This is a genomic window from Rhodoblastus acidophilus, from assembly GCF_900187365.1.
Classification (GTDB): Bacteria; Pseudomonadota; Alphaproteobacteria; order Rhizobiales; family Beijerinckiaceae; genus Rhodoblastus; species Rhodoblastus acidophilus.
In genome coordinates, this window is sequence record NZ_FYDG01000001.1 from 1,183,381 (window position 1) to 1,208,288 (window position 24,908).

18 protein-coding genes, 1 tRNA gene and 1 pseudogene are annotated in these 24,908 nt (G+C 67.4%); 14 read left to right on the top strand and 6 right to left on the bottom strand.

The annotated features are described in order from the left end of the window. Positions 1 to 221: 221 nt before the first annotated feature. From hemE to CFB24_RS05160, 8 genes are all read left to right on the top strand, one after another. The gene (hemE, locus tag CFB24_RS05125; protein ID WP_088519431.1) at positions 222 to 1,265 is read left to right on the top strand and encodes a uroporphyrinogen decarboxylase; all 1,044 of its coding nucleotides are present in this window, start codon (positions 222 to 224) and stop codon (positions 1,263 to 1,265) included. A 331-nt stretch (positions 1,266 to 1,596) separates the two neighbouring features. After that, on the top strand, positions 1,597 to 2,463 hold the full coding sequence (locus tag CFB24_RS05130; protein WP_088519432.1) for a protein-L-isoaspartate O-methyltransferase family protein: 867 nt from the start codon (positions 1,597 to 1,599) through the stop codon (positions 2,461 to 2,463). 38 nt (positions 2,464 to 2,501) lie between these two features. Continuing rightward, positions 2,502 to 3,281: a hypothetical protein gene (locus tag CFB24_RS22430; protein WP_141098356.1), complete on the top strand. Its 780-nt coding sequence runs from the start codon at positions 2,502 to 2,504 to the stop codon at positions 3,279 to 3,281. Between the two features lie 246 nt (positions 3,282 to 3,527). Next, on the top strand, positions 3,528 to 4,913 hold the full coding sequence (locus CFB24_RS05140) for a M20/M25/M40 family metallo-hydrolase (protein ID WP_088519434.1): 1,386 nt from the start codon (positions 3,528 to 3,530) through the stop codon (positions 4,911 to 4,913). A gap of 410 nt (positions 4,914 to 5,323) precedes the next feature. After that, complete coding sequence (locus tag CFB24_RS05145; RefSeq protein ID WP_088519435.1) at positions 5,324 to 6,283, top strand: alpha/beta fold hydrolase; 960 nt, start codon at positions 5,324 to 5,326, stop codon at positions 6,281 to 6,283. A 206-nt stretch (positions 6,284 to 6,489) separates the two neighbouring features. Beyond that, positions 6,490 to 9,366 carry a hypothetical protein gene (locus tag CFB24_RS05150; RefSeq protein ID WP_088519436.1) on the top strand — a complete coding sequence of 959 codons (2,877 nt, stop codon included), beginning with the start codon at positions 6,490 to 6,492 and terminating at the stop codon, positions 9,364 to 9,366. Between the two features lie 9 nt (positions 9,367 to 9,375). Next, complete coding sequence (locus tag CFB24_RS05155) at positions 9,376 to 13,215, top strand: AAA family ATPase (RefSeq protein ID WP_088519437.1); 3,840 nt, start codon at positions 9,376 to 9,378, stop codon at positions 13,213 to 13,215. Further along, entirely contained in the window at positions 13,216 to 14,703 is a 1,488-nt protein-coding gene (locus tag CFB24_RS05160) for a carotenoid oxygenase family protein (RefSeq protein WP_088519438.1), read from the top strand. A gap of 11 nt (positions 14,704 to 14,714) precedes the next feature. On the opposite strand, the gene CFB24_RS05165 is transcribed toward CFB24_RS05160, so the two are convergent. Together CFB24_RS05165 and CFB24_RS05170 are read right to left on the bottom strand one after the other, a co-directional pair. Continuing rightward, entirely contained in the window at positions 14,715 to 16,043 is a 1,329-nt protein-coding gene (locus tag CFB24_RS05165) for an ATP-binding protein (protein ID WP_244593314.1), read from the bottom strand. After that, complete coding sequence (locus tag CFB24_RS05170; protein WP_088519439.1) at positions 16,040 to 16,711, bottom strand: response regulator; 672 nt, start codon at positions 16,709 to 16,711, stop codon at positions 16,040 to 16,042. The genes CFB24_RS05165 and CFB24_RS05170 overlap by 4 nt, the downstream gene beginning before the upstream one ends. A gap of 123 nt (positions 16,712 to 16,834) precedes the next feature. On the opposite strand from CFB24_RS05170, the gene CFB24_RS05175 reads away from it, so the two are divergent. The 4 genes from CFB24_RS05175 (at position 16,835) to CFB24_RS05190 (ending at position 19,015) form a co-directional block, all read left to right on the top strand. Further along, entirely contained in the window at positions 16,835 to 17,143 is a 309-nt protein-coding gene (locus tag CFB24_RS05175; RefSeq protein ID WP_088519440.1) for a PepSY domain-containing protein, read from the top strand. A gap of 182 nt (positions 17,144 to 17,325) precedes the next feature. Beyond that, entirely contained in the window at positions 17,326 to 17,511 is a 186-nt protein-coding gene (locus CFB24_RS05180) for a hypothetical protein (protein WP_111390777.1), read from the top strand. A 157-nt stretch (positions 17,512 to 17,668) separates the two neighbouring features. Continuing rightward, positions 17,669 to 18,724 carry a tRNA dihydrouridine(20/20a) synthase DusA gene (dusA, locus tag CFB24_RS05185; RefSeq protein WP_425332140.1) on the top strand — a complete coding sequence of 352 codons (1,056 nt, stop codon included), beginning with the start codon at positions 17,669 to 17,671 and terminating at the stop codon, positions 18,722 to 18,724. Positions 18,725 to 18,853: 129 nt separating this feature from the next. After that, a complete protein-coding gene (locus CFB24_RS05190; RefSeq protein ID WP_088519443.1) occupies positions 18,854 to 19,015 on the top strand; it encodes a Flp family type IVb pilin in 162 nt (53 codons plus the stop codon). A 13-nt stretch (positions 19,016 to 19,028) separates the two neighbouring features. On the opposite strand, the gene cobS is transcribed toward CFB24_RS05190, so the two are convergent. After that, positions 19,029 to 19,805, bottom strand: a complete 777-nt coding sequence (gene cobS, locus CFB24_RS05195) for an adenosylcobinamide-GDP ribazoletransferase (protein WP_088519444.1) — start codon at positions 19,803 to 19,805, stop codon at positions 19,029 to 19,031. Beyond that, entirely contained in the window at positions 19,802 to 20,155 is a 354-nt protein-coding gene (locus CFB24_RS05200; protein ID WP_088519445.1) for a gamma-butyrobetaine hydroxylase family protein, read from the bottom strand. The genes cobS and CFB24_RS05200 overlap by 4 nt, the downstream gene beginning before the upstream one ends. A gap of 67 nt (positions 20,156 to 20,222) precedes the next feature. Between CFB24_RS05200 and moaA the strand changes: the two genes are divergently transcribed. Continuing rightward, the gene (gene moaA / locus CFB24_RS05205) at positions 20,223 to 21,257 is read left to right on the top strand and encodes a GTP 3',8-cyclase MoaA (protein WP_088519446.1); all 1,035 of its coding nucleotides are present in this window, start codon (positions 20,223 to 20,225) and stop codon (positions 21,255 to 21,257) included. 77 nt (positions 21,258 to 21,334) lie between these two features. Here the strand turns inward: moaA and CFB24_RS05210 are convergent, their stop codons facing one another. Further along, complete coding sequence (locus CFB24_RS05210; RefSeq protein ID WP_088519447.1) at positions 21,335 to 23,881, bottom strand: caspase family protein; 2,547 nt, start codon at positions 23,879 to 23,881, stop codon at positions 21,335 to 21,337. A gap of 314 nt (positions 23,882 to 24,195) precedes the next feature. On the opposite strand from CFB24_RS05210, the gene CFB24_RS05215 reads away from it, so the two are divergent. Beyond that, a tRNA-Val gene (locus CFB24_RS05215) sits at positions 24,196 to 24,270 on the top strand. Positions 24,271 to 24,520: 250 nt separating this feature from the next. Here CFB24_RS05215 and CFB24_RS22285 read toward each other — a convergent pair. Continuing rightward, positions 24,521 to 24,694: pseudogene (locus tag CFB24_RS22285) on the bottom strand (transposase); the annotation flags it as partial. Positions 24,695 to 24,908: the final 214 nt, after the last annotated feature.

Here is a 24,908-nt window from a genome sequence, read left to right on the forward strand (position 1 = left end):
GCCCTTATACTGCGGCCCGTCGCGGGGCGCCACATCGGGAACATGCGGCATTGGTCTTAAGCCGCAGTGGACTGGCTTGCGCTTCGTCAAGCCCGGGGCTTGACCTGCCGCAATAGCGCCATGCGCGACATTGCGCCTGTCTTGACCGTTGGGCGTTCGTCGGCAATACAACGGGCGCGCGCGCCGTCTGCGCCCTCTGTTTTTCACGCCTGCGAGGCCTCATGACCGATTCCGCCGCCACGAAGAAATTCCTCAAGGTCTTTGACGCCCCGATCCCCGACGCGCCGCCGATGTGGCTGATGCGTCAGGCCGGCCGCTACCTGCCGGAATATCGCGAAATCCGCGCCAAGGCGCCGTCCTTCATGGATTTCTGCTGGAACCCCGACCTGACCGTGGAAGCGACGCTGCAGCCGATCCGCCGCTTCGGCTTCGACGCCGCGATCATTTTCTCCGACATTCTGGTCGTGCCCGACGCCATGGGCCACACGGTGCGTTTCGACACCGGCGAAGGCCCGCGCATGGCCGCGATCGAGACGCCGGAAGGCGTCGACGCGCTCGGCGAATTCAAGCTGTCGCATCTGGAGCCGGTGTTCGAGGCGCTGCGCCGCGTCAAGAGCGCCCTGCCCGCCGAAACCGCGCTGATCGGCTTCTGCGGCGCGCCCTGGACCATCGCCAGCTACATGATCGCCGGCAAGGGCACGCCGGACCAGGGGCCGGCCCGCCGCTTCGCCTATCGTTATCCCGCCGCCTTCCAAAAACTGATCGACCGGATTGTGGACGCCTCCATCGTCTACCTGAACGAGCAGATCAAGAACGGCGCCGAAGTGGTGCAGGTGTTCGATTCCTGGGCGGGCGTGCTGCCGGCGAAGGAATTTGTGGCGTGGTGCGAAAAGCCGGTGGAACGCATCATCGCGGGCGTCAAGGCGGTCAATCCGCAGGCCAAGGTCATCGCCTTCCCGCGCGCGGCGCATAGCTCGCTGGTCGGCTTCGGCGACCGCGTCGGCGCTGACGCCGTGGGCCTGGACACCAGCCTGAACAATTCCTGGGCCAGCGAGGCCCTGTCGAAGAACCAGGTCGTGCAGGGCAATCTCGACCCGCTGGCGCTGATCGTGGGCGGCGACGCCCTGCGCCGCGAGATCGACTTCATCCGCGAGTCGTTCCAGGACTTCCGCCACATTTTCAATCTCGGCCACGGCATCCTGCCGGAAACCCCGATCGAGAACGTGGAACTGCTGGTGAAGCGGGTGCGCGGCAAGCTCGCGTAAGTTTTTCGCAAACGACAAGCGAAGTTTGAGAGGCCACGGCGTTCGCCGTGGCCTTTTTCTTGTAGCGACGGCCGACAGGAATCGGCGGGAAGCGGAAGACTGCACGCGCCGTCAGCAAGGGCCGCTTTGCACCCAGTTCTGGTCATCGTTGGAATTTTGCTACTGACTGTTGAGCTGGCCGACCCATTGCTCCGGAAGGCTGTCGGTGCAGGATGATTCAGGCATGCGCATCAGCACGTTTCGGCAAACCGCTAGGGCTGGACAATAGAATACTAAATTAGTAGTATTATGCTTTGCCGGCAGTCAAGCGGCGGCCCCGTTCCGGAATCTCATGTTAGACCTGCTAGACGTTGCACGGCTATTTTATGCCAAGGAATTATTGGCGTTGGCGGGCAATCGCAACCCTGCCTTGTTGTCCGCGTTCGCAAGCGTTCCGCGCGAGGCGTTCCTCGGAGCAGGCCCTTGGCGCGTTGTTAGCGAGCAGGCGCCCAATGGATTTTGGACCACAGAAAGCGACGATCCTCGCGAAATTTATCACAATCTTCTTGTCGCCCTTGATGAGGCCAAAGGCGTCAACAATGGGCTGCCAAGCCTTTGGGCCATGCTGCTCGATCGTCTCGGCCTCCGCCCGGGTGAGAAGGTTCTGCATCTTGGTTGCGGGACAGGATATTATTCGGCGATCATGGCCGAGCTGGTCGGCGCGGCGGGCGCCATCACGGCAGTAGAAATTGACGCCGATCTGGCTCGACGTGCGCTCGCCGCTCTCAAGCCCTGGCCTCAAGCCGAAGTGTTGGAGACTGATGGATCAACGGTTTCTGTGACGGGCTATGACGCCCTTGTGGTCAGCGCCGGCGCCTCGTATCCGCCGCGAGTCTGGCTCGATGCGCTCGGCCCTGATGGCCGCTTGTCGTTTCCATTAACGACTGTCGAGGGACCGGGGGCAATGGTGCTGGCGAAGCGCCAGATCGACGGCTCTTTCGCCATCGACATTCTCGGCGCGGTGAAATTCATCGGCTTCACCGGTTTGCGAGACAGCGACGCCAATGCGCGGCTGCTGGCGGCGTTTCGAAACGCTCCGGCGCGCGAGATCAAGACGCTTCGTTGCGACGCCCATGCCCAGGAGCCGTCCTGCTGGCTGCACTCTGACAGCTTCTGCCTTTCACGGCGCGAAGCCACGCCGAAATATGCGCCAGCATGACCAACTTGTCTTTTGTCTGATCTATTAAGGAATTGCGGATGCGAAAACATTTCCTGCCCAGCGCCTGGGCGCTTTTGTCTCTGCTTACTTTCAGCGAATTGGCGGCGGCAAAACAGGCGGCGAAGCCGCCGGTCGAGGAAATTGAAGTTCCCGACGTGATTGTGACCGCTGGTGAGCAGTCGGAAGGAATTTCGTATCAAGCGATTGTACGGGGGATCGAGGCTTTCTCCCGGTATAAGCGGCTTGCGCCGGGAGCCACACCGAAATTCGTCGTGCAACCGCGGCAGCCGAATGCGAGCTTGAAAGGACTGAATCTAATTGTCGCTACGGCAAGCCGCGATATTGATGTTCCCTTGGACAAGAATGGCGTTTTTGCGGCGCCGCAAAATGAGGTCGGCGAAAACTCGGAAGCTCGCATCATTCTCAACCGGCCGGACGAGGCCTATGCGATCAAGCCTTTCGTGCGCACGCCGGGTCTTCCGCCCAATATCCGGCGGCTGGGTGATTTCCGGGCGCAATGCGAAATGCGATGGGCGATGGAGCGCGACAATGAATCGGTTCCACTTTCGGCGCGCCTGCTTGCCGGCGCCCTCGGCAGCGCTTGCCACAATTCAATGATTAAGATCATCTTTCGAGAGCCGCGCCCGATTGTTGAAATCTGGCTGATGTCAGGCCAAAGGCGGGAGGCTCTGCCACAGGAGCGCATCCGAGCGGACCGCGTAAGCTTCATACCGCCGCTCGAAGACGATTCCTGGCCCAACGACACGCTGATTGAACTCAAATTCGTCGCGACTGATACTGTCTCGAACTCCAAGTAAGTTGCGGTGTCATCGGTTGTCTGAATCTGCCTTCGATCTGGATTATCGTGTGAGATCAATTACAGAACTCCACGCGGCGGCGTGATGATAGCTGATTGCTCATGAACAGACGATCGCTGTTCTGATCAGGAAGCTCGCCTTCGAGCCGCGAACGGTCGAGCGCAATGGCTGACCGCTGACACGCGCCTTGGAGCGCGCGCCCGCCCCTGATAGTTTCACGCCAGAGACTCAAGAACTGGAACCCCCATGCCCTCGCTGGAAAAAGCCCTCGCCGCCCTCGACGCCGACCGTCAGGGCGCGCTCGACCGCCTGTTCGATCTGCTGCGCTTCAAGAGCATTTCGACCGATCCCGCCTTCAAGGACGACGTCGCCCGCGCGGCGGATTGGCTGGCCTCGCATCTCAACGCGATGGGCTTCGAAGCCTCGGCGCGGAAGACGCCCGGCCATCCGATCGTCGTCGCCAAGGCCAAGGCCGCCCGCGCCGACGCGCCCCATGTGCTGTTCTACGGCCATTACGACGTGCAGCCGGTGGATCCGCTGGAGCTTTGGGAGACCGACCCGTTCGCGCCGAGCTTAAAAGAGGTCGAGCCGGGCTGGAGCCAGATTCTCGGGCGCGGCGCCGGCGACGACAAGGGCCAGTTGATGACCTTCGTCGAAGCCTGCCGCGCCTACAAGGCCAACGGCGGCCTGCCCTGCCATGTCACCCTGCTGTTCGAGGGCGAGGAGGAATCCGGCTCGTCGTCCCTGCCCGACTTCCTGGCCGCCAACGCCAAGGAGCTGAAGGCCGATCTGATGCTGGTGTGCGACACCAACATGTGGGACCGTCAGACGCCGCTGATCACCTGCATGTTGCGCGGTCTCGCGCTGGAGGAGGTGACGATCAAGGCGGCCCGACGCGACCTCCATTCCGGCATGTTCGGCGGCCCCGCCGTCAATCCGATCCACGTTCTTTCGCAAGTCATCGCCGGCCTGCGCGACGCCGAGGGGCGCGTCACCCTGCCCGACTTCTACGAAGGCGTGCCGGAATTGCCGCCGGAGATCCGGGCGCAATGGGCGGCGCTGAAATTCGACGAGGCGGAATTTCTCGGCGACGTCGGGCTGAAGACTCCCGCCGGCGAGGTCGCCTATTCGGCGCTCGAACAGATTTGGGCGCGGCCCACCTGCGACGTCAATGGAATCTGGGGCGGCTACACCGCGCCCGGCTCGAAAACCGTGCTGCCGGCGGAGGCTCACGCGAAATTCTCGTTCCGGCTCGTCGGCAAGCAGAACCCGCAGCAGATCCTGGAGAGTTTCCGCGCCTATGTGAAGGCCTGCCTGCCCGACGATTGCGAGGCGGAATTCCTCAATCACGGCGCCAGCGCCGCCATCACCCTGCCGTTCCAGTCCGAGGCGATCCAGCGCGCCAGCCGCGCTTTGCAGGCGGAATGGGGCAAGCCCCCGGTGCTCGCGGCCTCGGGCGGCTCGATCCCCATCGTCGGCATTTTCAAGCGCGAGCTGAAAATGGATTCGCTGATGGTCGGGTTCGGGCTGGATGACGACCGCATCCACTCGCCCAACGAAAAATACGAATTGTCGTCGTTCCAGAAGGGCGCGCGCAGCTGGGCGCGCATTCTCGACGCGCTCGCCAACTGAGTGGAAAGCGGGATGAGAGCGAACCGATCGGGAATGCGACGAAGCGAGTGTCAAGTCAGCGATTCGCGCGCGTTTTGTTCCTGCTACGGTCAAGCTATCCCTTTTTGACGCGTTAACTTAGCGTTAAACGCAACTTTTCGTTAACCGGCCCGGCGCGCAAGCCGGGCCGGCGCGCCGTCATTTTCAGGCGCCGCCTCCCAACTCCCCAAACCTGCTCCCCTGTCCCCTTGGCCTTCGCGGGACCGCGCCGATGCGCGCACGTGAAGCCGGAACCGTTTTGGCGTCAGGCCGTTAGCCTCGCGACACCCTTCCGCGACCAGCGCCGAACGGTCGCCGGCGATGACGTCATCGCCGCGAACGCCCGCGCTCGCGCGACGTTTACGCGGGCCGCAGCCCGGAACAGGATCGCAATGCCCATTCTGCCCTGGTTGGCAGGCCCGGCCGCTGTCGCGGCCGTCGCCCTGCCGCTCTCGCTCTATGCCCCGGACAAGCCGCGCGCCGAATTGGAGGCGGCCTATCCCGGCGATTATCTTACGGTCGACGGCGTAAGGCTGCGGCTGCGCGACACCGGACCGCGCGACGGCCCGGCCGTGATCCTGCTGCACGGCTTCTGCGCCAGCCTGGACACGTGGGAGCCATGGGCGCGGTCGCTCTCGGCGCGCTACCGGGTGATCCGGTTCGACCTGCCCGGCTTCGGCCTGACCGGTCCCGACCCCACCGGCGACTACAGCGACGCCCGCGAAGCGCGCATCCTGTCCGACCTGATGAATCAACTCGGCGTCGCGCAGGCGACCCTGGTCGGCAATTCCATGGGCGGCCGCATCGTCTGGAGTTTCGCCGCCCAGCATCCCGAGCGCGTGTCCCGTCTCGTGCTGGTGTCGCCCGTCGGCGGCGAAGGCGCGACGCCAGCCTCGGACCGCGCGCCGGCCGCCTCGTTCGTCGTGGGCGCCCTTACCAAAACCCTGGCCCATGTCGCCCCGCCGCGCGGCCTGCTCCGAACGGCGCTGTCCTCCGCCTACGCCCACATCGACGCGCTGACCGAAACCACCCTCACCCGCTACCGCGATCTGCTGCTGGCGCCCGGCGTGCGGCAGGCGATCGTCGCGCGCATGGGTCAGACCTTCGCGCGCGATCCCGCGCCGGCGCTGGCGAACATCAAGGCGCCGACGCTGCTGCTGTGGGGCGAGAAGGACGGCGTGATCCCCATCGGCAACGCCGCGGCGTTCCTGCGCAATCTCCCGCACGCCATTCTCGTGCGGCTGCCGAGTCTCGGCCATGTGCCGTTCGAGGAAGATCCGGCCGGTTCGCTGTCCGCCGTCAAATCCTTCCTGGCCGGCGAAACGCCGTCGCTGGCGAGCGACGCGCCCTGACTCGCACGCCATAAATCGCCCCTAAGCGTCGCGCGCGGCGCCCGCGTGCGCGCGACGCAAAACCCCTTCAAAACTCCATCGCGCTCCCTCTGCGGCCATGTTGGAACAAAGCCGCGCGCTCACGGGTAAATGCCACAACACCCCCTCTGGGTCTTCTCAGCCTGAATCAGCGAAAAGCCTTCGGGCTCAATGGAGTAGATTGCCCCATGCTGATCGACGACTCCGGTCTGATCGGCGGAGCGCGCGACGCGCGCGTGACGGCCGACCGGTCGAAAACGTCCCTCCTCATCGCCAAAGCGATCGCCAATCGATCGGCGGACAGCGCTCAGGGTTGGACGGAAATCGCGGAAACGATCGCGGCCCTCGCCCCCGATTTCGTGACCCTGCTGCGGTTCATGCGTCGCGAGCCCGCGCTGCTGCGCGCCTATTTCGCCGTCGAGGACCGGATCGCTCCCCTGATCGCCGTCTGCGGCCCGGCCGAGCGCGCGCTGGCGCGCTACGCGCGCGATCTCGCGGCGAACCGGGCGCAGCCCATTGTCGATCTCGCCGACGACGAAAACCTGCGCGTGCGTCTTTACGAACTGGCGCTCATCGCCGGCGCGGCCGATCCCCCCAGCCTCGGCGATGCGGCCGACGCGCTCGGGTTGCGCACGCCGACCGGCGTGGCCGCCCTCGCCTTTTTGCTGCTCAAGACGGAGCGCGCCTCGTCCCTGCCGCAGCAGATCGTCGGCGCCTGGCCAAGAGACCGGCGCCGCGTGTTCTTCTGGCGCTATCTCGCCCTGATGTTCCAGCGGCGCCTCGCGCCCTTCAACGAACCGGCGCGGCATTTCGGCCTCGTTCTCGACGACAAGGAAAAGGCCCGCGTCGCGCGGCTGATGATGCCCGGCCAATTCGCCGCCGCCAGGCGGACGGGCCTGCAGGTCCTGCGGTACTCGGTGCGGCGCTCGCCGGTGACGCCGCTCGCCTGGTTCAGTCTCAGCCTGACGCTGCCGCGACTCTCGCGCCTGATCTCGCTGGAATCCTGGACGGCGCTGGCTCGCGCCACGCTCGGGACCTATGCGGCTGGCGACTTCATGGCGCGGCCGCGCACGGTGCGGCTGATGACCCAACGCTTCGGCGTGGACGGCGTGCTGCATCTCTACCAGCATTACGGCGTGCGCTCGCTGTTCGAGCAGAGCCTGGAGAACGGCGCGCGCAGCACCAAGAAAATCCTGAAGGATTTTTCCGCGCGCTATCCAAAAATCCTGCCGCCGCAGGTGCTGGAGACGGTGGGCGCCTTCACCGTCGACCGCGACACGTTCGTCACGCTCGTCAACGAATATCTGACGGGACGCGCCGCCCATGCCGACGCCGACATCGCCGAGATCATGGGCGCGGTTCTCGCGACGCCCGCGCCGGTGATGCGGTCGCTGCTGCAATGCGAGACCGGCCGCCGCCTGATGGCGGCGCTGACGCAATTCAAGAACAAGCACGACATCAACCTTTTGCGCGCGGTCGCCTTCGCCGAGGACGCGCCGGCGCATCCCGCCGACATGGACGGCTTTCTTTACGAGCTGCGCAACGCCTTCGCGCTCGAACTGGCGATCCACGCCGCCCAGCGCGACGGCCGGCTGGTCGGCAAGCCGACGCGACGCAAATTGTTCGAGAGTTTTTTCCTGCGCGAATTCCAGACCGACCAGTTGCCGGTGGAGCGGCTGGACTCCGCGCGCCAACATTTGCGCGCGCGCGCGGTCGGACGCATCAACGCCGTTCTCGACCTGCAGGCCGGCGCGGCGCGCCTCGAGACCGAGGATCTCGAAGCGTTGGCGCGGGACTGGCGCGATCCGGAGCCGGTCGTCACCCTGCTGGCCCGCCTCAGCGATCCCGCGCGGCGCGGCGGGCCGAGCCGCGACGCCGCCCATCTGGTGCTGCACGCCGCCAAGGCCGCGGCGCAACGCAAGTTCATGGCGTTCAAATTCGAGGACGCGCGCGCCCAGCGCCAACTCGCTTTCCTGTCCGAGGCGCAACGCGCCATCTGGCGCCAGCCGCGCGCCCTGGCGCGGGTCGGCGAGGCGCAGCGGCCGGACAATCAGGCGCGGCTCGACGCGCTGACCCGCGGCCTGCGCGACGGCCTGACGCGCCTGTGCGACAGCGAGCCGGCGGCGCCGGCGCCGCTCACCCAAGAGCTGCGCGCGGAGATGAGCGAACTCGCCCGCGAGGAGATCAAGGCCAACCCGATCATGGTCGCCGAGCGCGCCCTGGCCGCGCACGTTCCCCGCGACGCGTTTCCCGCTTGCGCCCGCGCCTGTCTGCTGGACATAGCCGCCGGGCTCGACGACGCGGTTCCCGGCGGTTTCGCGCGGCGCAACGCGGCGCGGATGATGCGCGCCCTCGCGCGCCTCGGCTTCCCCGACGCCCAGAACGACGACGCCTTCCAGGAGGTGATCGCGGACCTGCGCGCCATCGAGCGCGAGATTCCCAAGGATATGCTCGACGGCGAAGCCATCTCGCGCGGCCTGGTGGTCACCGCCTTCGATTGCTCGCCGCGCCTGATGCTGACCATCGGCGACATCGTCAACACCGGCTGCTGCCTGAACTACCAGAGCGGCGGCCGAATCAACGTGCTGCCGGCCTATCTGGTCGACGCCAACATCCAGGCGCTGGTGAGCTGGCGGTTGAAACAGTCGCATTTCGCCAGTCTGCGCGATTACAAGGCGGTGCTGGGCGCCCTGCTCGGCGGGCGGCCGACCGGCTGCGCCTTCGACGGCGACCGGCTGGTGTTCCGCTTCGCGCTGCCGGACGGCGCGACCGTGGAAACGCAGGGGCTGGGGTTCGCGCATCTGCGGCAGATCGTGCGGCTCGGGCGCGTGCGCTACAGCCTGTCGCTGCGCCCCGGCCTCCACGCCGAGCGCGCCTATGCGCAACCCCATCCGTTGCAGCCGCTGATGCACGCCAACCACTCGGAAATCCTGCGCGCGCTGGCGTCCGAGCTGCAGGCTGTCGAAGGGCGCGCGCTCAACTTCCCGGCATCGCGCAACCCCGACGGCGTCTATTGCGACGCCCTGGGGGGCGTGCAGTCCGGCGAATACACGGTTCATCCGTAGGGAGGCCCCATGAAGCAGAAAACCTCGGAGCCGGGCTCCGGCCGCGCCTTCGCCTCCTTCGCCTTTCTTGGCCTCGACGCGAAGCCGCGCGACGCCGACCCGACGGCCCGCCCGCGCGAACCCGGCGCGGCGGCGGAGGCCTCGCTGCGGGCCGTGCTGGCGCGCAGCCCCGGCCCAGAGGAACAGTTGTTCCTGACGGTGGTCGGCGAATTCCTGTCCGATGACGAACGCGCGCTGCTTGAGAAGGGCCGCGCAACCCAAATCATCGGCCGCGACCGCGAGGCCGATGAAATTCTCGACACGCTGGTGCGCATCAAGGGCAAGGCGCCCGTGCTGATCGCGCCGCCCGGCTCCAAATCGTCCATCGCCCGGCGCGCGGCGCAACGCGCCATCGCCGGTGATTATCCGCAGGCCAAACCCTATCGCCGCATGCTGGAGCGCGCGCATTGGGTTTCGATCACGCCGAGCCGGCTGATGGCGCTGACCAGCGCCAATAACGCGGCCGGCCGTAAACAGGCGGTCGAGCGTTTTTTCGACGCGGCGCTGGCCATCGAGAAAAAGGAAAAGATCCGCATCGTCGTGTTCATCGACGAGTTCCACATGCTCGACGCCGATCAGGTCGAGGCGCTGGCGCCGTATATGGACAGCGACACGCGCGGAATCAGCATTGTCGGCGCCTGCAGCGCCGACAAGTTCAACCTCGCCTTCAAGGACAATGAAAATTTCGTTCGGCGCGTCCGGCAGATTCCCGTTGTCGAATTCTCCGACGCGGAGTCGCTGCGCGTGCTGGAGGCGTCGTGGATTCCGCGCATCGAAACCCATTACGGCGTGCGCTTTGCGCCGCGCGCCCGCGCCGCTCTGGTCAAGCTTGGCGGGGCGCTGCACCGCGAGGGCGGCAAGATCGACGCCGGCTTGAAAATGGCCCTCGACCTCGCGATCTTTCGGCTGCGCGTCGCCGGGCCGCAGGAGACTCCCATCGCGGTCGAGGAGGACGACGCCTACGCCTTCTTCAAGGCGCGCACCGGCTATCCCGTCAACCCGTTCAACCCGGAAGAACTCGCCGGCTACATCGCGGCGCTCGACGCCGCGCTCGGCGACGAAATCGTCGGGCAGGCGCGGATGCGCCGCGACCTGCTGGCGCTGTTCCAGGATGTGATCGTCGGGTCGAAAAAAGACATGGGCGTCATCGCCCTGCTCGGCCCCACCGGCGTCGGCAAATCCCAAATCGCCAAATTGCTGGCGCGAAATGGCTTCGCCAATCCGCGCGCGCTGTTGCGCATCGACATGACCGAATACCGCTCCAACGATTCCAGCCTGAACAAATTGTTCGGCGCCGTGGGCGGCCTCGTCACTTCGACCGAGCGGCAAGGCGTTCTGTGCGACTGGTTCGACGATCCCTCGCAGGGCAAATATGGCGGCGTCGTGCTGATCGACGAGGCCGAACGCGGCGATCCCGGCGTGTGGGAGCGCCTGATGGAATTTTTCGACACCGGATCTTTCGTCGGCGGCGACGGCCGCAGGCGGCAGGCGCGCCGTCATGTGGTGATCCTCACCAGCAATCGCGGCGACAAGATTCTGTTTCCCGAAGCCAGCGCGCAATGGAGCGACGACCGGCTCGCCGCCTATGCCGACAGCGTCGATGAGAAGACGCTGAAGCGCCTGTTCCAGATGAAACTGACCGGGCGCGACGACTTCCAGATTCCGACGCCGGTGCTCAATCGCATCGACCGCTACACGCTGGCGGCGCCGCTGCGCATGACGCAGGCGGCCGAGATCGTGCGCCGGCTGGCGCGCGGACACATCGCGGCGCTCGCCCGCGATTTCGAAGTCGCGGCCACGCTCGATCCGCGCATCGCCGAGCGGCTCGCCGAACATCATTTCTCGCATCTCGACGGCGCGCGGCCGTTGGAGCGCGGGGTGGCGCAATTCTTCAACGCGGTGAAGGAGCGGCTGCAGGCCGGCGCGATCCGCACGCTGCGCGGCCAGGCGATGGATCTGGTTCTGCAAGCCGACAACGAGGCCGAGGGGCGCGCGCGGGCGTTGCGCCAGGGCGAGACCCTGTTCGAGATCGAACTGCCGAAGGCGCGTGTTTCGGATCCGCTGCTCGACCCGGATTTCACGCGCAAGCTTGCGCGTCTCGGCGAAGTCCTGCCGCAACAGGTCAAAGGACAGGACGACGCCGTCGAACGCACCATCGAGGCGCTGACCAGCTGGCTGTCGCTGCCGCTGGAGACGCGGCGGCCGCTGGGACTGTTCTGGGTCGGGCCGACCGGCGTCGGCAAGACCGAACTGGCGCGCGCGATTTCGCTGGCTTTGTTCGAGAGCGGCGAACGCGCGGAAATCATTCCCTTCGGCGAGATTTCCAACGAGCACCGCCTGAACCAGGTGATCGGCTCGCCGCCGGGAACCATTGGCTCGGACGAGGTGCGCGCCTTCGAGCGCGCCTTGCGCAACATGCCCGACGGCGGCGTGCTGGTGTTCGACGAAATCTCCAACATGGGCGAGAATTCCGCGACGCGCGACGCGCTGTTCAAACGGCTGTATCACCCGTTTGAAGAAGGGCGCTGGACCTCCTCGGCGACCGGCGAGACTTACGATCTCGGCAAATATGTTTTCGTTCTCACCGGCAATGACGGCGAGGATTTTTTCAGGGGAACGGAATCGGATGAAATCCGCGCGCAGATCTGGCGCAAGCTCAAGGCGCCGGACAAGCTGCGCAAACTGCTGAGCGAACGCGGCGTGCCGCAGCCGTTCCTCGGGCGCATGGCCGACGTCATCCTGTTCAAGCCGCTGACCCGCGCCATCGCGCGCGACGTGGCGCGCAAATTGTTCGCCGGCATCGTCGACCGCTATGCCGCGCTCGGCGTCGAAACGCGCGTGGACGAGGCGTTCTACAGCCGGTTCGGCGACCTGTTCTACACAGCCGACAAGGGCGCCCGCAGCCTGCGCGACATGGCGACCCACCGCGTCAACCATGTCATCGCCGCCACGCTGTCGCAAATCGGCTGCGCGCCCGACGTTCTGCGCGCGCACTGGGTGCGGCTCAGGATCGACGCGCAGCTGCCGGAGCGGCCCTTCGCCACACCGGACGACCCCAAACCCAAGGTCGAATTCATCGTCGAGATCGGCGCGCGGCAAAGCGCGACGCCGAGCCTGACCGTGGCGAAGGACTACACGCAATTCGCCGCCGCGCCCAAGCGGCTGCCGGAGGCGCAGGCCCGCGCCACCGCTTATCACGAAGCCGGCCACGCCGTCGTCAACGACCCCGCCGTCACCGGGCAGAAACTCACCTGGCTCACCATTCTTGGCGACGTCGGCAATCTCGGCTTCGCGCTTTACGACGACGACGAGGACCGGCCGGTTCATGTGGTGGACCGGCGCGGCGCCGTGCTGCGGCTGGCGCGCATGATGGCGGGACAGACGGCGATGACGCTGGCCGGGTTCGCGCCGGACGCGGGCTGGGCCGCCGACCTGCGCGCGGCGCGCCAGCTGGCGCGGCGGATGATCCTGGAATGGGGACTCGATCCCGAATTTCTCGGCGTCACGCCGGCGCATGACACCGGCCGCAATGACGATCCGCATCTGCTCAGCCCGCGCCAGATCGACCGGCTCGCCGACGCGATCGCGGGCCTGCTCGCCGAAGCCCTGGCGCAGGCCCAGGTTGATCTCGGGCGCAACTGGACTCTGGTCGAGGCTGTCGTCGCCGACCTGCTGGAGCGCGGCCATCTGTCGGGGGAGAGGTTCGACGCCTTGCGCCAGCGACATCCGGCGCGTGAGACCGCCGATCACGCCAAGATCGCGGGCGTCGATGTATGCGCCCGTCTTCTCGTGCGCAACACGGAGATTTGAATGCGCGCCAACGCCCAAACCAACGCCCCCGTCATGGGTCCGGGACGAGGCGCGACGCTCGCCTCGCACGGGCCATGGACCAGCTCGCGTCCGGGCCGCCTGAGCTATCTCGCCTTTCGCACGGCGACTCGCGAGGGGCCGTGGATTCCGCGCGTCATCGAAGGCCGCGTCCCGCGTGAGATCAGCGGCGCGCTCTATCGCAACGGCCCCGGACAAAAAGAGACGTTCGACGTGCCGCTCGGCCATTTTTTCGACGGCGACGCCTATCTGACCGCGATCCGTTTCGACGAGGGCCGCGTGTCCGGCGTGTCGCGGTTTGTGGCGACGTCCGAGCGCATCCACGAGCAGAAATATCGCCAGATGCGCTATCACGAATTCGGCACGCGCTGCCCCGGCCGCGCGCTTGGCTTCAAGAATCCGCCCAACGTCAACGTGTTCGCCATGGCCGGCGGTCACTTCGCGCTGTCGGAAGGGGCGCCGCCCGTTCAGTTTGAGCCGGAGACGCTGGCGTGCCAGGGCGCGCGCGATTTCGGCGGCAGCTGGCCGGCGCGCACCACATTCACGGCGCATCCCAAGCGCGATCCGGCGACCGGCGACGTCTACGCCTATGGCCTGACCATGGCGCTCTCTCCCGAACTGGTGCTGGCGCGCCTTCCGGCGGGCGAGACCGCATTCCAGACGTTCGCGCGGGTGCGGGTCGGCAATTTCTATCCGGTGCATGACTTCATGATCACCAAAACTTACGTGATCCTCGCGCTGCCGCCGGTTTACATCAACATGTGGGGCATGTTGCGCGGGAGGTCGTGCATCGCCAAAAACATCGTCGCCGAGCGCGGCAAGCCGCTGCGCATCATCGTGGCGCGCAAGGACGGACAGGGGCAGGCGGTCATCGTCGAGAGCGAACCCGCCAGCATGATCTTCCACCATTGCAACGCCGTCGAAAGCGCCGACGGAAACACGATCCGGCTGATCTCCATGGAGACGGACGCCAGCGCCTTCCAGATGCTCGGCGGCTGGGGGGGCGCGGCCGGTCTGGAACAGCCCCGCTCGCAGATGACCGAATTCGTCATCGACCTGAAATCGCGGTCGCTGTCGCGCGCCGCCCTGACGGAGAACGGGCCAATCGAATTTCCCGCCATCGACAATCGCCAACTCGGGCGGAAGATGGGGGCGATCTACGCGCTGCGGACCCTGGACGCGACGGACGACCCGCTCGCCTTCGACACGCTGATGGCCTGGGACGGCGCGCGGTTGCGCGAAGTGCGCGCCGGGCGCGGTCAGGTGTTCGGCGAGGCGGTCGCGCTGGTGGACCGGACCGGGCGATCGTGGATCTCACACCTTGGCTATGATTCCGAGGCCGACGAAACCTTCCTCGACATTCGCGCCCCCGACGGGCTCGACCTCGTGGCGCGGATCCGGTTCGGCTTTCGCATCCCGCTGGGTTTCCACGGCTGTTTCGCGCCCAGCGCCGACGCCTTGCTTGCGTGACGCCGCGACGGTCAGCGCGAGCCCGGCGCCAGCCGCACCCGCGCTGAAAAACCGGCGTCGGCGCCGGCGGGCGGCGACGCCAATTCAAACGACAGGCCGGCGCCCCGGCAGATCGCGGCGACGATAGCGAGGCCGAGTCCCGAGCCCTCCGCCCGCGTCGCGCCGCGCGCGAACGGACGCGACAGGCAAGCGAGCTTGTCCGGCGGAACCGCCGGACCGCCATTGACGACCTCAAAACCATCGGCACCGAGACGCAGCGTGATCGGCTGGTCGGGATCGCCATGCTTGAGGGCGTTCTCGATCAGATTGCGGGCGAGCACGGCGAAGGCGTCGGGATCGAGATCGGAAACCGGCCCGTCCCCCTCGATCTCGACGCTCACGCGGGGATCGTCGGCGGCCTCTATCTCCGCGATCACCAGACGCAGCACCGGGGCCAGCGGCGCGGGCGCGGGCGCGAGCAGGCCGCCGCCCTCGGCCTTGGCCAGTTGCAGCAGCTTTTCCGACAGACGCGCCAGCCGGCGCAGCGCCGCCGCTATGGCCCGCGCCCGCTCACGCGCGGCGCCCTCGGGCAATTCGGCCATCAGCCGCTGCGCCTGGGCCAGCGCGGCGGCGATGGGCGTGCGCAATTCATGCGCGCTGTTGGCGGTAAAACTGCGCTCCGCCTGCAGCGCGTCGCCGAGGCGCCCGATCAGCGCATTGACGGCGGCCGCGACCGGCGCGACCTCGCGCGGCAAGGACTGCGCCGGCAAGGGCGCGAGATTGCCGCGCCCCCGGCTTTCCAATTCGGCGCGCAACTTTTCCACCGGCTTGAGCGCGAGGCGCACGAACACCCAAACCGCCGCGAGAATGGCCGGCGCCACCGCGAACAGCGGCCCCATCAACGCGGCGAGCGCGCGCCAGACCGCGCTGCGGCGATGTTCGATCTTCTCCGCCGTGGTGACGGAAATGGCGCCCCTGACGCCGGAAACGGAATAGGCGCGCAGGCTTGCGGTGGAGAAGAAGCCCGCCGGCGGATGCTCCGGGAATTCGGCGAGATCGGCGTCGGCGGATTGCAGCAACACCTTGCCGGCGCCGTCGCGCACGACATAGGCGATGTCCTCGGCCTTCTTCCCGACGGGGGCGACCCTCTGCGCTTCCGTGGTCTCGCGCGTCAAAAGTTCGGCATAGGCCAGCGGCAGCACGCGTTCGGCCACCTCGCGCAGCGCCCCGTCGAACAGATCGTCGGTTTCCCGCTGCAGCATCAGGCCGCCGACCGCCGCGCCGGCGAACCACACCACGGACACAGCCAGCGTCAGCGCCACGGCGAGGCGGCGGCGCAGGCTCCAGCCCTGCGCCGTCACGGCCGGGATTCCGGCCGGCCGAGCCGATAGCCCAGCCCGCGCACGGTCTCGATGACCTGGGCGCCGAGCTTGCGCCGGAGACGCCCGACATAGACCTCGATGGTGTTGCTCTCGACCTCGGCGTCGAACGAATAGAGCCGCTCCTCCAGTTGCGTCTTGGACATCAGCTGGTTGGGCCGCTGCACGAACGCTTCGAACAGCGACCATTCGCGCCGCGTGAGCTGGATCGACTTGCCGGCGCGACGGATCGAACAGCCGGCCAGGTCGATTTCGAGATCGCCGTGCGTGACCAGCGGGTTGGGGTTGCCAGAATAGCGGCGCGACACGGCGCGGATGCGCGCGGACAATTCGTAGAGGTCGAACGGCTTGATCAGGTAATCGTCGGCGCCGGCGTCGAGCGCGGCGATGCGGTCGGAAATCTGGTCGCGCGCGGTGAGCACGATGCACGGCGTGGCGTCGCCGGCCTGACGACGGCTTTTCAGGAAATCGAGGCCGCGCCCGTCGGGCAGAGTCAGGTCGAGCAACACCAGCTCGAAGGCGGCGGAGACGATGGCGGCGCCCGCGTCGTCGAGCCGGCTGGCCCAATCGACCGAATGGCCGTCGTCCCGCGCCTGATCGCGCACCGCCGCGCCCAGGACGACATCGTCTTCGACCAACAGAATGCGCATGGGCTCCCCGCTCGAAATTCGCCGCCAATCTACTATAAGGCGAGCGGTTTTTCTTGCGCGGACGTTCAGGCGGCCGTCAGCACCGCGCCCTATCCTGCCGCCAACAGGAAGGATATTCCGTTGATGCGTCGTGCGTTTCTCGCCCTTGTCTTGGCCATCGCCTGCGCCGGCTCCGCCGCGGCGCATTATTGCGCGGCGCCCCTGGCCGACTGGCAGCCGCGCGAGGCGCTGCAGAAGAAGCTGGAGACGGACGGCTGGAGCGACATCGCCATTCGGATCGAGGACGGCTGTTATCTGGCGCACGCCTCCAACGCGCGCGGCGAGCGCCTGCATGGCAAGTTCGACCCGGTGACGCTGGCGCCGCTGCCGGGCGGAGGCCACCATCACGACGGCGACGGAGACGACAGCCCGTTCCACCCGGACCACGAGTGACCCCGCCCGTCGCCGCGCGCGGCGGCGTTAACCTTGACCTCAGCAAGACAGCGGCCCGCGCGGCAAAGTGAAGAATTGCGACATTAGCGCGGCTTGACATATTGGCGCCCTAAACCTTAACAGGAATTAACGCCTCTCCTGCGTCATCCATGAGTCGAAAGCTCATAAGGAACGAACGGCAGATGTCTCACGCATTCTTTTTTCTTCTGGTGTCAGCAATTTGGATCGAAGCCGCCCGCATTCTGCGCGCGGCCGAGGAGGAGGGCGTCCTGATGCAGGGCCTCGTGTTCCTCGCCGGGCCGTTCATCTGTCTTTACATATTCGTCGCGTCCTGCATGTCCTGCTTCCAGGAACTGGACGACGCCTGAGCGCGCGTTCGGCTTGGCCCGAAGCGCCGGATTCCCGGTGGACGATCGGACGCCCTCGCCTTAGTGTGCGCCGCGCGCGACAGGCCGCGGCGGCCGACAGGCCAAGGAAGGCCAGCGCAAGCCGCTCCGCGCCCGCCCCGAACCGCCAAGGCCCCACGTGAAGCAACAGACGGACACGCCTGAAAAACCTGACGATTTCAGCCCGTGGCGGTTCTGCGTCGCCCCGATGATGGAATGGTCCGATCGGCATTACCGCGTGCTGGCGCGTCTGCATTCGCGCCACGCCCGGCTTTATACGGAAATGGTCACCTCCGCCGCCGTCATCCACGGCGATCGCGACCGCCTGCTCGGTTTTGACGCAAGCGAACATCCGCTCGCCGTGCAACTGGGCGGAAGCGACCCCGACGAACTCGCGCGGGCCGCGACTATCTGCACCGACTATGGCTATGACGAAATCAATCTCAATGTCGGCTGCCCCTCCGACCGGGTGCAGAACGGCGCGTTCGGCGCCTGCCTGATGCGCGAGCCCGATCTGGTGGCGGCGTGCGTCGGCGCCATGAAGGCGGCGGTCGCGCTGCCCGTCACTGTGAAATGCCGCATTGGCGTCGACGACCAGGAGCCGCGCGCCGCCCTGTTTGAGATCGCCGAAAAATGCGTCGCGGCGGGGGTGGACGCGCTGATCGTCCATGCGCGCAAAGCCTGGCTCAAGGGGCTGTCGCCGCGTGAAAACCGCGACGTTCCCCCGCTCGACTATGCGCTGGTGCATGAGTTGAAGCGCGCCCTGCCCGCCACGCCCGTCGCCATCAACGGCGGTTTGGAGACTTTGGCGGCCTGTCGGGCGCAACTTGAGGGTCTGGACGGCGTCATGGTCGGGCGCGCCGCCTATCACGACCTCTCGCAATGGATCGACGTCGACCCCGACCTGTTCGGCGCGGCGGCGCCGCACCCCGATTCCCGCGCGGCGGTGGAGGCGTATCTGCCCTATGTCGAACGCAAGCTCGGCGAGGGTGCGCGTCTCGCCGACATCACCCGCCACATGCTCGGCCTGTTCGCGGGGCGGCCGGGCGCCCGCGCCTTCCGCCGCCATCTCGCCACCGAGGCGGTGAAGCGCGGCGCCGGCCCCGAGGTGGTGCGCGACGCCCTGCGCGCGCTCGACCGGACCTGGCGCGACTTTGCGGAACCCGCCGCTGAGGAAGCGCGCGATTCCGCTTAGGCGTTAAGGCGGCGTTTGCTTAACGCGCAAATGGCCTGACGTTGGCGTGCGCTTTATGATTACGGATACGAGTTGCGCCTATAATATGAGAAACCGACGGACCACCGTCGCAAAACGTGCGGGGATGCGATGCGGGTTCTTATCCGGTTCTGGCGAGACGACAGCGGCTCGACGATCACGGAATACGCCCTGATCGGCGGCTTCATCTCGGTTGGACTGATCGCGGCCTTCAACTCGATCGGCGCCAAAGTGAACAGCATGTTCCTTCCCATCGATAACGGCCTGAACTGAGGACGCCCACGGATCAGGCGAGCGCGCCGGCGAACACGGCGAGCACCGCGATTTCGGCCAATTGCTGCGCGGCGCCCGCGACATCCCCGGTCTGACCGCCGATCATGCTTTGCGCCCAGGCGTTTAGCGCGCGCACGGCGAGGCCCGCGCACAATAGCGCCAGCGCGCAGGCGGTGAGCGAGAACCCCGCCAGCAGCGGCGTCGCGGCGAAGCCGAGCGTCACCAGCAGAACCTCGCGTCCCTGCGCGCGACTCAGGGCCGCCGCGCGGCCCAGCCCGTCGCTCCGCGCCGGCGGCAACAACACCACCGGCGCCAGGCAAGCGGCGCGCGAGATCGCGCCGGCGGCGACCACGACGACCAGCGCCCGCGCCGGCGCGGCGGAGAGCGCCGCGAGCGCCGCGACGCGCAGGCCGAAGGACAGGATCAGCGCCGCCGCGCCGAACGCCCCGATCCGGCTGTCGCGCATGATCTCCAGCCGCCGTTCCCGAGTATATCCGCCGCCGAAACCGTCGGCGACGTCGGCCAGGCCATCCTCGTGCATGGCGCCGGTCACGAAAGCCCCCAAGCCGACGGCGAGCCAGGCGGCGACCTGGGCCGGCGCCCCCGCCGTCGCGCCGACGAACAGGACCAGCCCCGACAACAACCCCAGCACGGCGCCGGCGAAAGGGGCGCGGCGCAGCGCGAGGCTGAAGGCCGGGCCGCTGAAGGCCGCGGCGCCGGGGCGGAGCGGAATCGGCAGACGCGAGAAAAACCGCAGCGCCTCCGCCGTTTCGTCGATCAGGCCGATCACCGCGACAGCCCCTGCGCGGCGAGGTCTTCGAGATAGGCGCGCCAATGCGCCTCCTGATCGAGGCTCAACTCGCGCAGGTAATCCCAGGTGTAGAGGCCGGTGGCGTGGCCGTCGTCGAAGATCAGTTTCAGAGCGTAATTGCCGACCGGTTCCACGCCGGCGATGCGGACCCCCGCCTTGCCCGAAACCGTCTGGCCGCCCTGCCCGCCATGGCCGCGCGCTTCGGCGCTCGGCGTGAGCACGCGCAAATATTCGGCCGGCAAGGCATAGGCTTCGCCCGGTCCGTAGATCAGATGCAGGACGGCGCCGGCGTCGGAGAGGCGGATTTCATCGGGGATGCGCTGGCCCATCGGGAGTCTCGTCGTTGTTTGCGCGCAAGATCCTGTTTCCCGCGCCTTCCTCGTCTATATAACAGGGATGGGGATCGACGACGCAAGCATCAGCACAACCAACCCGCCGCCGCTGGTGGACGGCTTCGCCCGGCGCATCGACTATATTCGCGTGTCGGTCACCGACCGCTGCGATTTTCGCTGCCAGTACTGCATGTCGGAGCAGGTGCATTTCCTGCCCAAGGCCGATCTGCTGTCGCTGGAGGAGCTTGAGCGGCTTTGCGGCGCCTTTGTCGCGCGCGGCGTGCGGAAAATCCGGCTGACGGGCGGCGAACCGCTGGTGCGGCGCGGCGTGCTGCAATTGTTTCGCGGCCTGGCGCGCCATGTCGAAACGGGCGCCCTGCGCGAACTGACGCTGACCACCAACGGCTCGCAACTGGAGCGCTACGCCGCCGATCTCGCCGCGTGCGCGGTGAAACGGATCAATGTGTCGCTCGACACGCTCGACGCCGACAAATTCCGCGCCATCACCCGCTGGGGCGACCTGCCCCGGGTGCTCCGAGGCATCGACGCCGCCCAGTCCGCCGGCTTGCGCGTAAAAATCAACTGCGTGGCGCTCAGGGGAATCAACGAGGACGATGTCGTCGGCCTGACCGCATGGGCGCATGGGCGCGGCATGGACATGACCTTCATCGAGGCCATGCCGCTCGGCGAGGACGCCGCCGACAATATCGCGCATTTCCTGCCCCTGGGCGAGGTTGCAGCGCGGCTGGCCGAGCATTTCTCGCTGGCGCCGTCTCGCCATTCGACAGGCGGCCCCGCGCGCTATTTCGATCTCGCGGAAACCGGGGGACGGGTGGGGTTCATCACCCCGCTGAGCCATAATTTCTGCGAGACCTGCAACCGGGTGCGCGTCACCTGCACCGGCGAACTCTACACTTGTCTCGGCCAGGAGGATCGCGCCGATCTGCGCGCGCCGCTGCGCGCGTCCGCGTCCGACGATCTGCTTAACGCCGCCATCGACAAGGCGCTGGCCGCGAAAAAGCGCGGCCACGACTTTGTGGCGCAGGCGCATGGCGTCCACGCGCCGCACGTGCGGCCCATGAGTTTGACGGGGGGATGACCGGACCGACGGAAACCGGGAAGCCGCGCTGAACCAGAAACAAAAAGCCCGCCGGCAAACCGGCGGGCTTTTGCGTTTCACTCAGGCCGTTGCTGCTCATGCGGCCCCGAATGGGCGGGCGCCCCGGCGCGGGGCGGCCCCGGAGGGGCGTGACGCGGCTCGGCCTGAGGCTCCGGCGCGGCATGGGGCGCCGCCATGGGCGGCGGCGCATGACGCTCGGCAGGCGCCTCGCGAACCGACGCGGGGGGCGCGGCGGGACGCGGCGGCGCGGCCTGCATTTGCTCATGATGCGGCATGGGCGGCGCTTCGCGCACGGGCGCGGATTGCGGCGCTTCGCGAACAGGCGCGGTCGGGAGCGGACGAACCGCCGGCGCTCCGGTCGGCTCATTGCGATGCGGCGCGCTCCGCGAAGGCTCCGGCGCGGGTTGCGCCTCGCCCCGCACACCGCCAAAACCGCCCTGCGAATGACCCGCTCCCTGCGGCGCGCTCGGACGCGGCGCCTCGCTTTGCGGCTGGGGGCGGCTCGGCTGCTGCGGCGCGTCTCCGCGCACCCCGCCAAAACCACCCTGCGGCTGCGGAGCCGGAGTCGGCAGCGCATGGCCCGCGCCCTGCGGCGCGTTCGGACGCGGCGCCTCGCCCTGCGGCTGCGGACGGCTCGGCTGCTGCGGCGCGTCTCCGCGCACCCCGCCAAAACCGCCTTGCGGCTGCGCGGCCGGCGTCGGCAGCGCATGACCCGCGCCCTGCGGCGCGTCGGGACGCGGCGATTCGCCCTGCGGCTGCGGACGGCCAGGCTGCTGCGGCCCGCCCTGCACGCCGCCAAATCCGCCTTGCGGCTGCGCGGCCGGCGGCGGATGACCCGCTCCCTGCGCCGCGTCGGGACGCGGCGCTTCGCCCTGCGGCTGCGGACGGCCAAGCTGCTGCGGCCCGCCTTGCACGCCGCCAAACCCGCCTTGCGGCTGCTGCGCCTGACCCGGCTGCTGCGGCCCGCCCTGCCCCGTAGAACCGCCCTGTGGCTGTTGCCCCGACGGCGGAAGCGGACGGCCATTCCCCGGCGGGAAGCCCGGACGCGGCGGCTCGCCCTGCGGCGGCTGCGGCTGGCCCGGCTGCGGCGGCAAAACGCCCGGCGCGCCTTGCCCGGCGAAACCCGGCCCCGGCTGCTGCGGAGGCGGCGGACGGCGGGCGTGGTCATCGTAATATTGCTGCGCGGCGGGGTTCTGCATCTGCACAGGCGCCGGCGCGTGGAACAGGCCCTGGCGGACGGCGGGGATGGCGAACAGCAGCGGCGCCGCCGCGAGCGGCAACGGCAACAAGTTGCGCCGCGGCGGGGGCGGCGGCGGCGCATCGTAGAAGACGGGCGGCGGCAAAAACTCGACGCGCGGCGGCGGCGGGCCGTATTCCTCGTCGCTGAACTCGACATAGGGCCGACGGAAATAGACGGTCTCCTCCTGCGCCTCCCAGTCGGGCGGCGGCGGCGCGTCCTCGAACTCCACCTCGGCGAAGCGCGGCGGCGGCGCCAGCTCCGCGCGCAGGATCGTCAACCGGCGACGCGCGTCTTCGGCGTGCGGTCCGCGCGGATAGCGCTGCAGATAGGTCCAGTAGCTCTCGGGCGAATCGCCGGAGCGGGCGCGCCGCCAGGTGAGCGCCTCGCGCCGCACCGCGAGCAGCGCGCGCACCCGCGCCGAATACGCTGACTTGGGATAGGCCGTGATGAATTCGGAATAGGCCGGGATCGAATCGCGCTCCAGCGCCGCCGAATAGGCCTGATCCACAGAATAGTCGCGGATCGGGCGGCTGCGCAGGTCGGGGAGCGCGGGCGTGGGCGGCGCGTTATTGGCGCGGGCGAACAGCGCGGGGGCGGCTGTGAGCTTCGATTCGTCCCAGGGAATCTGCGCGCCCCGCGTCTGCTCGGCGACGCGCAGGCGCACGCTGTCGAACACCTGATCGATCGGCATGCCGCCGCGCCGCATCATTTCGTTCAGCGCCTGGGCGTAGACGCCATAGGCGCTGTTTTCCGGCGGCGCGACGCTGCCCGGCGCGGCGTTGAACGCGATCAATTCGCCGTTCGGCGGCTCGACCAGCGCCAGTCCGCCGGCCAGCGGCGCGCCTTGTGTGGCGTAGCTATTGGGGCGCGCGGCGTCGAGCACCACGATGCGCGCCTTCAACTGCATTTGCGACAGCGGCGCGAGATAGTCCGACAGACGCAGCGTCTCCATCGGCACATTGGCGGCGCTCTGCACGGAGGCGTCGATGGGCGCGAGATAGTTTTCGCCCTCGAACTGGATCGCGCGCCCGGCCAGATAAATAAACACGGTGGCGTCAGGCCCGGCGGCGGCGGCCTTGTCGAGAAACTCCCGAAACGTCTTGCGCAGGCCGTCGTGGTCGAGATCGGCGGCGCCCGTGACGTCGAAGCCGGCGATTTGCAGCGTCTGGGCGATCAAACCAGCGTCGTTGGCGGCGGAACTGAGCGGCGCGTTGCGATACGCCGCCTCCCCGACAACGAGAGCGATGCGGTTGCTCAGCGGCGCGGGCTGGGCGACCACCTGCGCGAGGGCGGCGAAAATGCCGCTGAGCGCGATCGCGCCCGCGGCGACATGAATTTTGAGGCTTTTCGCCTTGCGCGTCATTTATTCCTCCGCGAATTGGCTTGTGCTGGACCTTACGACACTGCATCCCCGGGCGTGAACGCTTTTTGAACCAAAAGCGGCGCCATTGTGTTCCGCATCGGACGGAAACGCGCACGGATCGGCGGAATCGCCATTGCGCTCTTATCGTCAGCCCGAAACGGCCAAATTAGGGCCATTTCGGCATAATTTCCCGATCTTGCGATCCGGCTGCGCCAATCCGCGATTTTGGTTGTTCGATTTGCATTATGCTTCGCCGAGACGCTTGACGGCGACCCTGGAGGCGCCTAAAGAGAGGCACCGACGTCACGGCGTCCGGGCGATTAGCTCAGCGGGAGAGCACACCCTTCACACGGGTGGGGTCAAAGGTTCGATCCCTTTATCGCCCACCATTCCCCATATCCATATTTAATTGAAACGTTTTCGGCGACAGCTTCGGCTGGCTGTCTGAAAACGGCGGCACACACCGGGGCCGACGAGTCGGCGGCAAGTGTCTGTAACCGTAGCGATTACAGTCGCGCCGATTGCCACACCTCGGCGCCACGCCAACCTGCCACAAAACGCCGAAAAAACAGGATCGTGTCGGTTGCGTGGTGTAGTTGACTGTGGGCGCCGTCGTTTCCCTGGCCAGGCCGGGATGGGTCAGGCGGCCGTGACAGGCAGGCTGACGAGCGGATCATTGCTCAACGGCGCCATGGTCTCAAGCGTCATGTAGCGGCTGCGCTGCACCGTCCATTCATCGTTCTGTTCCAGCAGGATCGCGCCGACGAGACGGATGATCGCGTCCTCGTTGGGAAAGATGCCGACCACTTCGGTGCTCGCCGTGCGCAGCGCCGGTCAGCGCGCCAACCTCCATCTCCATCAACCGCTCGGCGGCGCAAGCCGATCATCTCGCGCAAGATATCGGCGTCGGGCGTCTTTTCCAGAAGCGCGCGAAGGCCCATCATCTCATCGGGCATCGGTGGCTCCTCGGTTGCGTTGTGTTCGCAACCCGAACTTAACCAGAGAATCGTCGGTGGCCGCCGAAAGC